Annotated in this window: 11 protein-coding genes; 6 read left to right on the top strand and 5 right to left on the bottom strand. The window is 62.2% G+C overall.

Features of this window, described 5'->3' with window-relative positions; translation table 11 throughout:
* Nucleotides 1–99: 99 nt before the first annotated feature.
* The 3 genes from ACN6KF_RS32490 to ACN6KF_RS32500 all read right to left on the bottom strand — a co-directional run bounded on the left by ACN6KF_RS32490 (nucleotide 100) and on the right by ACN6KF_RS32500 (nucleotide 2897).
* Complete coding sequence (locus ACN6KF_RS32490) at nucleotides 100–1599, bottom strand: aldehyde dehydrogenase family protein (RefSeq protein ID WP_434961003.1); 1500 nt, start codon at nucleotides 1597–1599, stop codon at nucleotides 100–102.
* 301 nt (nucleotides 1600–1900) lie between these two features.
* Nucleotides 1901–2506, bottom strand: coding sequence for a cysteine hydrolase family protein (locus ACN6KF_RS32495; RefSeq protein WP_434961004.1), 606 nt, complete (start codon nucleotides 2504–2506; stop codon nucleotides 1901–1903).
* A gap of 184 nt (nucleotides 2507–2690) precedes the next feature.
* Entirely contained in the window at nucleotides 2691–2897 is a 207-nt protein-coding gene (locus ACN6KF_RS32500) for a TOBE domain-containing protein (RefSeq protein ID WP_434961005.1), read from the bottom strand.
* A gap of 128 nt (nucleotides 2898–3025) precedes the next feature.
* Here ACN6KF_RS32500 and ACN6KF_RS32505 point away from each other — a divergent pair, with 128 nt between their 5' ends.
* The 6 genes from ACN6KF_RS32505 to ACN6KF_RS32530 all read left to right on the top strand — a co-directional run bounded on the left by ACN6KF_RS32505 (nucleotide 3026) and on the right by ACN6KF_RS32530 (nucleotide 10547).
* Nucleotides 3026–3418: a winged helix-turn-helix domain-containing protein gene (locus tag ACN6KF_RS32505; protein WP_434961006.1), complete on the top strand. Its 393-nt coding sequence runs from the start codon at nucleotides 3026–3028 to the stop codon at nucleotides 3416–3418.
* Nucleotides 3419–4015: 597 nt separating this feature from the next.
* Complete coding sequence (locus tag ACN6KF_RS32510; RefSeq protein WP_434961007.1) at nucleotides 4016–4303, top strand: hypothetical protein; 288 nt, start codon at nucleotides 4016–4018, stop codon at nucleotides 4301–4303.
* A 268-nt stretch (nucleotides 4304–4571) separates the two neighbouring features.
* Nucleotides 4572–7397 (top strand): xanthine dehydrogenase family protein molybdopterin-binding subunit, encoded by a 2826-nt coding sequence (locus tag ACN6KF_RS32515; protein WP_434961008.1) that lies wholly within the window; start codon nucleotides 4572–4574, stop codon nucleotides 7395–7397.
* On the top strand, nucleotides 7394–7939 hold the full coding sequence (locus ACN6KF_RS32520; RefSeq protein WP_434961009.1) for a (2Fe-2S)-binding protein: 546 nt from the start codon (nucleotides 7394–7396) through the stop codon (nucleotides 7937–7939). Before ACN6KF_RS32515 ends, ACN6KF_RS32520 begins: the two co-directional genes overlap by 4 nt.
* 7 nt (nucleotides 7940–7946) lie before the next feature.
* Nucleotides 7947–9230 (top strand): cytochrome c, encoded by a 1284-nt coding sequence (locus tag ACN6KF_RS32525; RefSeq protein WP_434961010.1) that lies wholly within the window; start codon nucleotides 7947–7949, stop codon nucleotides 9228–9230.
* Between the two features lie 204 nt (nucleotides 9231–9434).
* Nucleotides 9435–10547 (top strand): ABC transporter substrate-binding protein, encoded by a 1113-nt coding sequence (locus tag ACN6KF_RS32530; RefSeq protein ID WP_434961011.1) that lies wholly within the window; start codon nucleotides 9435–9437, stop codon nucleotides 10545–10547.
* A gap of 374 nt (nucleotides 10548–10921) precedes the next feature.
* Here the strand turns inward: ACN6KF_RS32530 and ACN6KF_RS32535 are convergent, their stop codons facing one another.
* Nucleotides 10922–11695 (bottom strand): tellurite resistance TerB family protein, encoded by a 774-nt coding sequence (locus tag ACN6KF_RS32535; protein ID WP_434961012.1) that lies wholly within the window; start codon nucleotides 11693–11695, stop codon nucleotides 10922–10924.
* A 245-nt stretch (nucleotides 11696–11940) separates the two neighbouring features.
* Complete coding sequence (locus tag ACN6KF_RS32540; protein ID WP_434961013.1) at nucleotides 11941–12849, bottom strand: GntR family transcriptional regulator; 909 nt, start codon at nucleotides 12847–12849, stop codon at nucleotides 11941–11943.
* Nucleotides 12850–12912: the final 63 nt, after the last annotated feature.

Genomic DNA, 12912 nt, shown 5'->3' on the forward strand with positions numbered 1-12912 from the left:
GCGCCATTCGACGGCACCCTCGGCGTTGAAGATCTCGATGACAGGGCGCAGGAGCGCCCTATCATCATATCGCTGCTCCCGGCGGCTCGGGCGGCCCCGTCAGAGCCTGGCCGCCACCGCCTTGGTCTCGGTGTAGTGCTCCATGACTTCCTTGCCCATCTCGCGACCCCAGCCGGATTGCTTGTAGCCGCCGAACGGCCAAGCCGGGTCGCCGTAATTATGGGTGTTGATGCAGATGGTGCCCGCCTTGATCTTGCGGGCCATCATATGGGCGACCTTGAGATTGCGGGTCCAGACGCTGGCCTGCAGGCCATATTCGGTGTCGTTGGCAAAGCGCGCGACCGCATCGAGATCGTCGTCGTCATAGGATTGGACGCAGACCACCGGCCCGAAGATCTCCTCGCGCACCACGCGCATGCTCCGATTGGTCTGGGCCAGCACCGTCGGCTCGACGAAGTAGCCCTGGTTGCCGATGATGCTGCCACCGGTCACGACCTCCGCCCCTTCTTCCCGGCCTGATTGCAGGAAGCCGGTAACTCTCTGGTGCTGCTCCTTGGAAACCAGCGGGCCGAGATTGACGCTCGGATCCAGGCCGTGGCCGACCTTCAGCTTGCCTGCCGCTTCCGAGACGCCCGCGACCACCCGGTCATAGATCGACTTGTGGGCGAACAGACGGGACCCGGCGGTACAGCACTGCCCCTGATTGTAGAAAATCGCATCGGCCGTGCCGGCGATAGCGAGATCGAGATCGGCGTCGGGAAAGACGATGGCGGGCGACTTGCCGCCGAGTTCGAGCGATACGCGCTTGAGGTTGCCCGCCGCCGCCCGCACGATGATCTTGCCGACCTCGGTCGAGCCCGTGAAAGCGATCTTGTCGACATCAGGATGCTCTGCAAGCGCTGCGCCGGCGGTCTCACCGAACCCGGTCACGATGTTGACGACACCGGCCGGGAATCCGGCCTCCTGGATGAGCTCGCCCAAGCGCAAGGCGGACAACGGGGTCTGCTCCGCCGGCTTGAGGATGATGGTGCAGCCCGAGGCAAGAGCTGGCGCCAGTTTCCACGCCGCCATCATCAAGGGAAAGTTCCAGGGAATGATCTGGCCGACCACGCCGACCGGCTCGCGCAGCGTGTAGGCGTGCCAGTTGCCTGCGCTCGACACCGGTATGGTCTCGCCGTTGAGCCGTGTCGCCCAACCGGCCATGTAGCGGAACATGTCGATCGAACCCTGGGCGTCGCCCCGGCGCGCATTGGTCACCGGCTTGCCATTGTCGAGTGCTTCGAGCTCGGCGAACTCGTCTGCATGCTGTTCCAGCAGGTCGCCGAGCCGCCAGACGAGCCGGGAACGCTCGGCGGGCGAAATCCGCGACCAGGGTCCCGTCTCGAAGGCCCGGCGCGCCGCGGCAACTGCAAGATCGATATCGGCCTTGTCTCCGGCCGGCGCCTCGGCGATCTTCTCCTCGGTCGCGGGATCTTCGACGGCGAAGGTCTTGCCGCTCCGGGCATCGACCCATTCTCCATCGATCAGGAGCTTGTGCCGCTTGGCGAGAAACGCCGCCGCGGCGGAACCGAGCGACGGTTTGCGGATTGCAATATTCATAAAGTCCTCCCTTGTTCAAAGATTTATCGGCATTGATTGTATTCAATTGGATACAACGCTGGTGCCAAGCCTGTGTAACGGCACGCCAATTTCGCTAACGCTGGGCGAGCGAGGGATTGGACTCCAGCAGCGATCCACGAACACCGTAATAGTCATACATATATAGCGATAGGCAAAATACCGCCGGATGGCAACCGCTCTTCTCCGGCGGCATCGGGCGGGCGTCGACAAGGAAAGCCTGGTTTGGTGTCTTGGCGGACGCTGTCATCGATGGCGCCTGGCCCGGCAACCCGAGGACGACCTACGCCCCTGCCAGGGCGGCCAGGAAATCGGCGTGCTTCATCGGCTTTGAAAACATCGGATAGTTCTTCTCGACAGCCAGCCTCTGCTCCTCTTCGCTGAGGGTGGCCGTACAATCCGTCAGCGTGATGACGTCGTATCCCTTCTCGTAGCCTGTCCTCATGGTCGACTCGACACAGCAATTGGTCAGGAAGCCGCCAAGCGCGATGGTCGAGATGCCACGGCTGCGCAGGATGAAATCGAGGTTCGTGGTGGCAAAGCCGCACAGCCCTCGTTTGCCTTCGACGACGATGTCTCCCGCTGCCGGCTTCAGGATCTCGACGATCTCGGCGCCCCAACTTCCCTTCCTGAACGACTTGCTGTCGACGACGCCCTTGAGGATGCCATAGGGGCTGGGGCTGAGTTCATGATAATCATCGGTGAAGGTGATCGGCGCATAGACGATCGTCGCGCCAGCCGCGCGAGCCTGCTTCACGGTCTCCACCGTGTTGGCCAGCATGTTCGTCTGCTCCATCACGGGCTTGACCGCCGCGTGCAGGGTGCCACCCTCGGTGGTGAAATCATTCTGGTATTCGATGAGAACGACGGCAGTCGATTTCGGATCCATTGTTTCTCTCCGGATGGCAGGGATCGAGTTCGCCTGGCGACGGCGGAGCGCCAGCCGGCAGCGCTATATATCACTCAATATTGCGCTTCGCGCGAAATTCCGCCGCCCCTTGCCATTGGCATGGTCGTTTGAAGCCGGCACGCCGGTAAGCGCCTTCTATCGGGGAAACCGTTCCGATCCAGTTTCAATCGATGGCGATCATCACATCCGAGGCCTTGATGGCCGCATAGGCGTCTTGGCCTTTCTGGAGTTTCAGCGCATCCACAGCCTCATTGGTGATCGAAGCGGTCACGATGGTGCCGCCGACGTCGAGCCGCACATGCGCGGTCGTCGCCCCTTTTACGATATCCACGATCTTGCCCTTGAGCGTGTTCCGTGCGCTGATCTTCATCGAACATCTCCAATGCAGAGGAAGGGCGGAAATTTGCCGGCACCGACAATCGCGCTGACAGCTTTCTACGATGCCACTATATCTTGTAACGAACCAGATAGGCGAAACACGAACGCTGGCGAAACACCGTGCCGTCCCTGAGCCTGCGCATAGATCTTGACCCTGAAGGCCGCATTGGCCCCGGAAAAATCGAGCTTCTCGAGAACATCGCTTCGCTCGGTTCGATCTCGGCGGCCGGCCGTGCCATGGGCATGTCCTATCGCCGTGCCTGGGATCTGGTAGAGGAAATCAACCAGATCTTCGGCAAGCCCGTCGCCACGCGTCAGATCGGTGGCAAGAATGGCGGCGGGGCCGTACTCACGCCTCTGGGCCTCGCCCTCATCGCTCGCTTTCGCGCCATCGAGCGGGCCGTCAGCGATGTTGCACGTGATCACATCGCGGCCTTGCAGAACGAGATCGCACACCAACCAGCCCATGAGGCTCGGACAGCGCCATCGGCGAGGATAAAGACGAAGAACTAGGCTCTTGGGTTCAGTTCAACCTGACCCGCTTCATTGAACAGAACTCGACCCGGCATTCCGCCTGCTCGATGGATGTCAACGCCTGTCGACATATCAGGGTCATGCGCTACGCGCACAGGGGCATACTCGTTGCGGCAGCATCCTACTTCGCCGCAATGCTTGTTCCTTCTTTCCCTCAACTCAATTCGGGATCTGAGTGTGAATTGATCCAGGGTTTCAGTCACCTCACCTTCATCGCGTGCAATTGGTCATGACTGATCAAGTCGTCATCCGTAATACGGGATGCATGATTGAAAAAATACACGCAATGCGTGTGCATGATCGGTGATAGACTTCGCCGTCGGTGTGCGGCTCACCACGGCCACCGGCACGGCCCTGTCGGCGCCATTCACCTAGTCCGACAGGGCCACCCTCTCTCGACCTTGCAGGAATCGAGATGAAGCACTTTGAAGATCTGCACGAATGCTCGGTCAGCCGCCGTGACGCTGGCGTGAATGACGCATCGAGGGCCATGCGCCGCCGGAGCGCCCCGCACGATGACGGCCAGCGACCACGGCTTAACTCGCTTATCCCAGGTCCGGCTTCGGAGACGCTGCAATGGCCGCCATCGATCCCCTCACCGCCGGCGCCGTCCTGCTGGCAACCGCCGCCACGGATGCGGTCTATGTCATGTTCACCGCTGCGGTGGTGGCCCGCAAGCGCGTGCCGGCCGCGACCTGGAGCAGTGTCTGGTATCTGCTGTCGTCCTATGCGGTCATCAGCTACACCGAGAACTGGGCCTATGTCGCTTTTGCAGCGCTAGGCTCGTGGCTCGGCGCCTACGCCTCGATTACCTTCCTACACCGCCCGCCTGGCGGCCCGCCCGTTGGTGCGGCACCAGACTAGACAATCGACAAGGGAGGGCCGTCATTGCCGGCCGTATCGCCTCACGAAATCCCGAGGTCCTCGGACCCTGGCACGCAAGCTCGAAGTCAACGCAGCAGATCTCGGTGTCGCGTTGCGTGTTGAGCCATCCTCCAATTCGATCCTGCGCGCCGGTCCATCATTCACTGACGGGCCAGCTCGCAATTCCCCAGAACAGGATTGTAATAAATTACTTCCGTGATCTAAGCTGATGACCGAAAGTGACCCACGCTGTCATGGAGGCAACGCTATGAAAGCGGCTCTTTCGCGCAGGGATTTCCTGAAGGCAGGTGTGGCTGCCGGCGTGGCGATCAAGATATCATTCCTGGGCCCCACCGCCGATGCGCGATTGATCGAGACGCCGCCGCGGCCAGGGCCGGATTGGCTGAACGGCCGGGGCAGGCCAAGATACCGCCTCGATGCGATCGCCAAGGTTACCGGTGAAAAGACCTTCTCGCGCGACTATCGCGCCCGCGATCTCGAAGGGTGGCCCAAGGAGCAATCGCATGCCTTCCTGCTGCATGCGACCAGAACGGACCTGGCGTTTGACGGCATCGACCTCAAGGTGCTGGGCGAGGATCTCAAGCCGGACCGGCTGGTGCTGTACCAAGATCTTGTCGCGGACGGCATCGAGATTCCGGTGCCGGGCTTCTATGGCGACGTTTTCCTTGTGCCGAAAGGGCAGACGGCACGCCTGCTCGGCCAGCCCGTGGCCCTGCTCGTCTATCACGATTTTGCCCGCTACGACGCCGCCAAACGCTTGACGCGCTTCGATGACACTGTCGTGCGCTATGGTGGCAAGGCAGCCTCCACCACACCCGGTCCCTATGCCTCCGCGCGCTATGTGCGTATCGACGGCGGCGATCCTTTTGCGGAGGATCGCTATTCATCGCTGAAGGACACCGTGATCCGGGCAGGCTTCAAGGGCGACGAGCCGCAATGGCCACCGGCCGGCAACGCTGACGCCATGGCGCGCGGCATGGCCGCAGCAGCCGAAATCGAGCGCGAGATCGCGGCCGCGGGTGATGATGCCCTGGTGCTGAAGCGTAGCTACTTCTCCCAGTCGACCGACGCCTCGGCCATGGAGGCCGACAATGGCAATGTCTGGTACGATCCGGCAAGCGGGATCCTGCATGCCATGATCGCGACACAGTCGCCTTATGAGGTCGCAGAAGTCGCGGCCCAGATGGTGTCGAAGTCGAAACATCCTTTGAAGGAGGTCGATCTTCGGGTCGGCTACACCGTGGGCTATGGCACCAAGGATCACGCGATCTTCCCCTTCTATTGCGTGCTCGCCGGGCTCTACGGCAATGGCCGCCCGGTGCGGCTGGCAAACGACCGCTACGAGCAGTTCCAGATGGGGCTGAAGCGCCACGCCTTCTGGATGGACAATGTGCTGGTGGTGGACCGAAAGACCGGGCAGTTCCGCGCCATGACCGGCCGCTACAAGAATGACGGCGGCGGGCGCGAGAATTTCTCGGCCTCGGTCGGTGCTGTCGGGGCAACCGCCGGACAATCGATCTATTACCTGCCGAAAAGTGATTTCTCGGCGGCGGCGGTTGCATCGCGTGCCGTCGATGCAGGCTCGACCCGAGGCTACGGCACGCTGCAATCGATGTCGGCGACCGAGATGATGGTCGACGAGGCGGCCGAATTGATCGGCATGGACGTCATGGATCTGCGGCTGAAGAACGTTCTGCGTTCCGGCATGAAGAACACGCAAGGCGCTATTCCCGCCGGGGCCATGCGTCATGAGGAGATCATTCTCAAGGCACGCGAACATCCCTTATGGAGCGAGCGGCAGAAGAAGAAGGCAGCGTTCGAAGCCGCCAATCCGGGCAAGAAATATGGCGTTGGCTACGGCCATGTGCACAAGGATTACGGCACCGGCGCCGAGGCTGCCTTCGCTGCCATCGAGTTCGATGCCAAGGGGCGCCTGAAGCTCGTCCATGTCGCGCATGAGATCGGCACCGGCGTGACCACCTCTCAGGCCATCATGGTGGCCGACATGCTTGGCGCGGCACCTGACGACACCGAATATGGCAAGGTCCGCTGGCCGCAAATGCCGCTCGAGACCACCGACCAGCCCTATACCATGTCGCAGGCCGAGGAAGACCAGCGCAGGCAGAATCCGCGTTGGACTCCCTCCTTCACCTCGCCCATGAGCGCTTCCAACAGCGTCTATTATCTCGGCCACGCCACGCGCGAGGCGGCACGGGCCATTATCGACCTCGCCATCTGGCCAGCGGCGCGGGCGCTGTGGTCACGCGGCATCGGCGGCGGCCAGATGGCTCCGGAGGCGGTGCGCCGTGACGACCTCAGGCTTGCCGGCGGGAAGGTCAATGCCGCGGGCCTGCAGCCACTTTCCTTTGCCGAGGTTGCGGCCGAAGCGCATCACCAGGGGCTCGTCACCGGGGTGACGGTCCACACCTTCAATCGCTGGCAATGGGCGGAGGCGGAGTTCGACCTCGGCGTGATCGGCCAGCACCGTTTTGCCATCGACGCGCTGGCCGTGCGATATGGCGATGGTGCGCCAGCCGAACGCAAAGCGCTGATGACCTTGGATGGCTGGCAGTTCGTAGATCGCAAGGCGGTGTCCTATCCGCCTGTCCAGCGCAACAATGCGGGCGTGACCTATTATACGCCCATGGCTACCCTCGCCGAGATCGTCGTCGACACCGCCACCGGTGAGATCTCCCTGCTGTCGCATCATTCCATCATGGATTGCGGCCGGCATATCGTGCCGGAACTGGTATCCGGCCAGATCCAGGGCGGCCTTGCCATGGGTATCGGCCACGCCCTCAAGGAATATCTGCCGCTTTACGAAGACGGCCCGGGCAACGGCACCTGGAACTGGAACCGCTACGAGCTCCCGATGGCGGGGGATGTTGCCGTGTGGTCGCAGACCGTCGAGATCCTGCCGGCGCTTTCCGAGACCGACCCGCCCAGGGGCATGGCGGAGGTGGTGATGATCGCGGTCGTCCCCGCCATTGCCAATGCCGTCGCACACGCTATCGGCAAGCGTTTCTACAACCTGCCTATCACGTCGGAAAAGATCCTGGAGGCGCTGGCATGACACTCGCGTCCAAGCAACTTTCGCTCACCATCAACGACAAGGCCGTCGGCCCCATCGACGTGCCCGAAACCATGATGATGCAGGATTTCCTCTACGAGTATCTCAACCTGACTGGCTCGCGCATGGGCTGCGGCCAGGGCATATGCCATGCCTGCACCGTGATCGTGGAAAAAGATGATGGCGCGCTCGAGGAAATGCGCACCTGCATCGTCGGCGCCCAGTGGTTCGCCGGCCGGAAGGTAAGGACCGTGGAGGGGCACGCCAAGCGCGACGCCAACGGCGCGATTACCCAGCTTTCACCTGTCCAGCTGGCCTTCATCGAACATTTTTCGTTCCAGTGCGGCTATTGCACGCCAGGCTTCGTGACGGCAGCGACCGTTCTCCTGGACCAGCTCGAACGCAAGCCGATCCCGCGTGCCGAGCTCGAGCAGACGATCACGGACACACTCGGCAGGCATATTTGTCGCTGTACCGGCTATGTACGCTATTTCGAGGCGGTGCGCGATCTTGCTCTCAATACCCCTGGCTTGGTGAAGGCGTAGCGCAGCCATGATGAGAAAACTGCTCTGGACGATCGCCGGCGGAATCGTGCTGGGGGCGGCCGTCGCAAGTGCGATCTTGCTGAGCCTGTTCGAAAAAAGCGTGGTTGCCAAGGATATTGAGCAGCCGCTTACGGCCGATGAGATGAAGACGTTCGCCAAGCGGGGCGCCTATGTCGCCGTTGCGGCCGACTGCTATGCCTGCCACACGGCCAAGGGCGGCGCGCCCTGGGCCGGCGGCCTGCCTTTCCAGACCCCGTTCGGCACGATCTATGCAACCAACATCTCGCCTGACAAGGACAATGGCATCGGTAATTGGACGCGTGCGGAATTCCATCGGGCCGTGCGCGACGGGGTAGGCAAGCAAGGCCACCTTTATCCGGCGATGCCCTATGCGTCCTACCGCAAGATGACAGCCGAGGATGTCGATGCGGTCTATGCCTTTCTGATGACGCGCGAACCGATGAAGGTCGAGAACAAGAAGAACGAGCTGAACTTCCCATTCAACATCCGCCAGACCTTGACGGTCTGGAATCTCGTCAACCTGTCCTCCGATGTCTCGACGGCAGATCCGGCACGTTCTCCCGTCTGGAATCGCGGGCGTTATCTGACCGATGCGCTTGCCCATTGCGGGGAATGCCACACGCCGCGCAATGTGCTGCAGGGCATGAGGAAGGATGCTTATCTCCAGGGTTCGGTCATCGAGGGCGCGCACGCGCCAGACATCACCAGGAATGGCCTCGAGCGCATGGGGTTTACCTCGCCAGTGCTCGCTACTTTCATGAAATCGGGCCTCTCGGCACAGGGCGCGATGACCGGCCAGATGTTCGAGGTCGTACATTTCTCCACGCAATATATGACGCCTGACGACCTCAACGCCTTGTCGGCCTATCTTTTCGATCTCGACGACGCCTCGAAAGGACAGACGCCGACACCATCGCCCGCGATCTCGGTGGCGCCCGAGGTCACGGCTTCGGCCAAGCCGACCTATCTCGCGCTCTGCTCGGGCTGCCATGGCGCCGAGGGCCAGGGCATCCCGCATGTCGTGGTGCCACTCGCCACCAATGCGACCCTGCGATTGACCAGCGCGCGCAATCTCGTGCGTGCTGTGGTCGACGGCATTCCGGCGCAGCGCTTTCCCGGGCTGGAGCGCATGCAGCCGATGCCGGGCTTCGGCCATCAGCTCGACGATCGCAGCCTGGCTGATCTGGTGAACTGGATGCGCCAGACCTGGGGCAATCAGGAGTCCAAGCTGACAGCGGAAGACGTCAAAAAGCTGCGCGAGAACCATTGAAGCGTTTCTGGCGCAGACGAACGCTCAGCGGGCAAGATCGAAATTACCGTATGGCTTGCCTTGACCATACAGATCGGCGGAATTGTCTGAAACTGTTCCTGTCCCCCTCGAATTCGCAGCTGTATGTGGTTGTCCTCAAGCCGCATGGACGCTTTGGTCGGAGATTGCGGAACGGCACCCCATCACGTCAGGAGAGGTCAAGGCATGAACACGTCGCCATCTCCGCCTGGCGTGGGGCCAGTTGACGGCTCGACCGTGCAGATCGGTGCCTTGGTTCCGCTAAGCCGGCCTGGCTGGGTCGAGGCAGGCCGGCATTTGCTTGCCGGACTCGAATTGGCCGTTGGCGAGGTCAATGCGGCCGGCGGGATCGCCGGAAGGCCGCTCGAACTGCTGGTCCGAGATACAGCGGCTGACCCGCAACGAAGCGTGGCGGCGGTCGATGAATTGGACCGCTTGGGCGTGGCTGCCCTGGTGGGGGAGTATCACAGCGTGGCCGCTCGCGCCGCGGCGGGCAGGGCCGATGCCCTCGGCCTGCCGTTTCTCTGCTCGTCTGCGGTTCTCGACGCACTCACCGAACAGCCGATACACGGGATCGCGCGCCTCGCCCCGGCACAGTCCCACGGCTGGCAGGTCTATGCAGACTTTCTCCTCGGCGCAGGCCACAGTCGGATCGCCGTAGCAGCCCAGCCAAGTGTCTATTGGGCCTCCGGAGCCCGCATTCTGCGAGACTATCTGTCTCCACGCGGCGTCACCGTCATCGAACTCGACATGCACTCGCTTATCCCCGCTGCGATGTGCGACAAACTCGCCGACATGCGCGCAACAGCCCTGCTTTTGCTGGTCGGGTATCCGGAGCCGGCCGTGTCGATCGTCAAGGCCGTTCGCCGCGATCAACGTCTCGCCACGATGATGATCGGTGCTCCGGCCGGGCAACCGGAGTTCGCCGAATGGGCGAGGTTGCTGGGTGACGAGGGCACCGCCATCCCGTTCTTGCGCTATCTGCCCGAGCGCCTCGGCCCGCTCGGCACCCGCATCGAGACGGCCCTGCGCGAACGGCTGGCCGAAGCTCCCTCCTTCGTCGCCTTCGAGGGCTACGACACGATCGCCGTTCTCGCCGCGGCGTTGCGCGGTCACGGCGTGGACCGGGCGCGCATTGCCGGATCCTGGCGGTGCGTAGCCGTTGAAGGCACCCGCGGGCGGATCCAATTCTCCCGCGCGCCGGGCATCGGCGTTTGGCAATGGACTTGGCCTCCAGTCCACGTGGTTGACCGAGATCCGGCGGCGCCAGATCGTTTTCGGTTCCTTTACACCCCGTAGGAAGGAGATGAGGTCCTGACGACGCATTTCGCGATAAACGATGGAGCGGTCGAGACCAAGCTGTTTTGCGTCCTCTGTCTATTGGGGCGTTCCCCCCGAGAGTTTTACCGCCATCGCCCTTTCTCGTATCGAGGGCGTGCGGCCCGGCCGCTTGCCCTTGGCTCGAACGGCGACAATGTCGTTCTCTATGCCCTCCGAGATCCATCACCCCGCCTGCTGCTGCTGATCTCCCGATCGACGGAAGCTCGTCGCCAATTAAGCAATATTGATGCCTGGTACCTCCAAGCCCCTTCGCTTCGATCAGCACCGAGTCCACGCCAATGTCGTGATCTGGACCGGGATTCGTCACTGGCCGATTCTGTTCGCCAACACGATCAAGAGCCGTCGGGCGTGAAAGGGCGGTTCGGCAGGACACTTTCCCCGAGAAGCGCGCGCGAGAATTCGTCGATGAGCGCCAATTCCCGATGATGGCGAAAACCGTCGCTGTCAGCCACCGCTAGGCAAACCTCGATCACCCTCTTCCTCGTAGCCAGTGCGGCCGCTTCAAGCTCGTGTAAACTCGTTCTTGCGGCATCGGCCGACGGCCGCATGCGCCGAATCCATTGGCGAGCCCGCTCGATCTCGTCCGGATTCAAGTCGATGCCCTGGGCGGCACAGCAAGCTGTGACATGGTCGAGCATGATCATCACTTCCTCGCCCGACATTTGCAGGTCGGCCCTCGCCACCGAGACGGCGAGCACGAGGCCGTTCTCCCGCGCGACCCTGCGGATCACGTCCCAGCGTTCCCCTCCCCGTTCATCGCCAGAGGCGGCTGGCGGCGGCTGCTGCCAAGACAGTCCGAGCACCTCCCGATAGAACGCATCCAGGGGTTCCTGGAGCACGCCATCCGCGTCGGCGATCGACACGATCCTGTCGAGGCGGAAAGAGCGCAGATCATCTCGATCATGGCTGTAGCCGAGAAGCCGGGGAATGCCGTCCCGCCCCGGCTTGACCGACCAGAGCGTAACAGGCCGAAACTGCCGGCGACCGGCGGCATCCTGATATTCGATGACCAGGAGAAGGCCACCGACACCGGATCCCCCCGAGGACCGGTCAGCCCTTTCGGATGAAGGCGCGTTCGGCCGAGGCGGTTGCGTTCTGCGGGGCATCGATGACCTCTCGACCCGCATTGGCAGGCGATACACGATCAAACTGGCGGCCAATCCTGGATCGGAAAGGCCGGCAACGACAAGCATGACCGAGGATCATCGGAACGATTACCGTCGGTCGATGGTTGATGATGAGATGCGCACGCGTCAACCGGACGTGGCAGTAAAGGGAACAGGGATGGTTTTTCCGGTTTCCCGCCCTGACCAACGCAATGGTAGCCGAGCCCTTGTCCTGCCCGTGCGTGTCACCTGTCGCCGGAGAGGGACAGAGGTGGGACGTTGTCGCCAATGGACAGGCGCATTGTCTCGCGGGCGGCAGCGAGATGGGCGCGGCAAGTGCGCTCGATGGTATCGACATCCCGGCTGAGCAGAGCATCGATATAGTCGAGATGCTGATGGATCGCTGCAATGTTGCGGGCCTTCTCGTCCACCTTGTTCCACTGATAATGATAGTGGAAGATGATCGAGATGATCTGGTAGAACTCGACGACGAAGCGGTTCTCGGAAGCATCGTAGATCAGGCGATGCAGCGTCTCGTCTAGGGCCGAGAAGTCGTGGAACCGGGTCTCCGCCACGGCCAACAGGGCCACATGATCCTCTCGGATTGCCCTGAGTTCGGCCCAGATCGGCGCCTCGGGGGGGAGCGTCGCGACCTTGCGGGCCGAGCGCAGCTCGAACAACTCGCGGATTTCCGAAAGTTCGGCGGCAAAGTCGGTGGTGATACCGCGAAAGATCCAGGTGCTGTTGGGCCGCTGCGCGAGCAGGCCGTAATGGCGCATCTGTTGAAGATATTGGCGGATCACCGTCGTCGAGACGCCAAACTCGCGCGAGAGCTGGGCAACGTTGATCGGATTGCCCGGACGGATGTCGGCGCGCAGGATCCATTCCATGAAGGCGCGCTCGACCTGGGCGGAACGCTGCTCGGTTTCTTCTTCCGGGAAGTAGTCGACCGGTCGCGGGCGGCGCAAAACCTCGCGCTCCCCCAGGATCCTGGCATGCTGCAGGTCCCGCAGCACGGCTCGCAGCGTCGTGCGGCTGATCTGCAAATCCTGGGCGAGCCGTGCCTCGGGGCCATCCAGGCACCTGATCGCAGGATCCGACAAGCGCTGGAGCAGGTGATTATAGGCTTTCTTGTAGACGCTCTTCGACCGCAAAGCATGCACCTTGGTTTATTAGACATTTAAAACCAATTGACGCCAACCTACTGCGCGACCATC

The organism is Labrys methylaminiphilus subsp. lupini (assembly GCF_051161885.1).
In the GTDB taxonomy this organism is placed as follows: Bacteria; Pseudomonadota; Alphaproteobacteria; order Rhizobiales; family Labraceae; genus Labrys.

Excerpts from the sequence above, each read along its gene's own strand:
- ACN6KF_RS32500 (WP_434961005.1), bottom strand. The coding sequence starts at position 2,897 with ATGAAGATCAGCGCACGGAACACGCTCAAGGGCAAGATCGTGGATATC.
- ACN6KF_RS32535 (WP_434961012.1), bottom strand. The coding sequence starts at position 11,695 with ATGCCCCGCAGAACGCAACCGCCTCGGCCGAACGCGCCTTCATCCGAA.
- ACN6KF_RS32510 (WP_434961007.1), top strand. The coding sequence starts at position 4,016 with ATGGCCGCCATCGATCCCCTCACCGCCGGCGCCGTCCTGCTGGCAACC.
- ACN6KF_RS32495 (WP_434961004.1), bottom strand. The coding sequence starts at position 2,506 with ATGGATCCGAAATCGACTGCCGTCGTTCTCATCGAATACCAGAATGAT.
- ACN6KF_RS32520 (WP_434961009.1), top strand. The coding sequence starts at position 7,394 with ATGACACTCGCGTCCAAGCAACTTTCGCTCACCATCAACGACAAGGCC.
- ACN6KF_RS32525 (WP_434961010.1), top strand. The coding sequence starts at position 7,947 with ATGATGAGAAAACTGCTCTGGACGATCGCCGGCGGAATCGTGCTGGGG.
- ACN6KF_RS32515 (WP_434961008.1), top strand. The coding sequence starts at position 4,572 with ATGAAAGCGGCTCTTTCGCGCAGGGATTTCCTGAAGGCAGGTGTGGCT.
- ACN6KF_RS32490 (WP_434961003.1), bottom strand. The coding sequence starts at position 1,599 with ATGAATATTGCAATCCGCAAACCGTCGCTCGGTTCCGCCGCGGCGGCG.
- ACN6KF_RS32530 (WP_434961011.1), top strand. The coding sequence starts at position 9,435 with ATGAACACGTCGCCATCTCCGCCTGGCGTGGGGCCAGTTGACGGCTCG.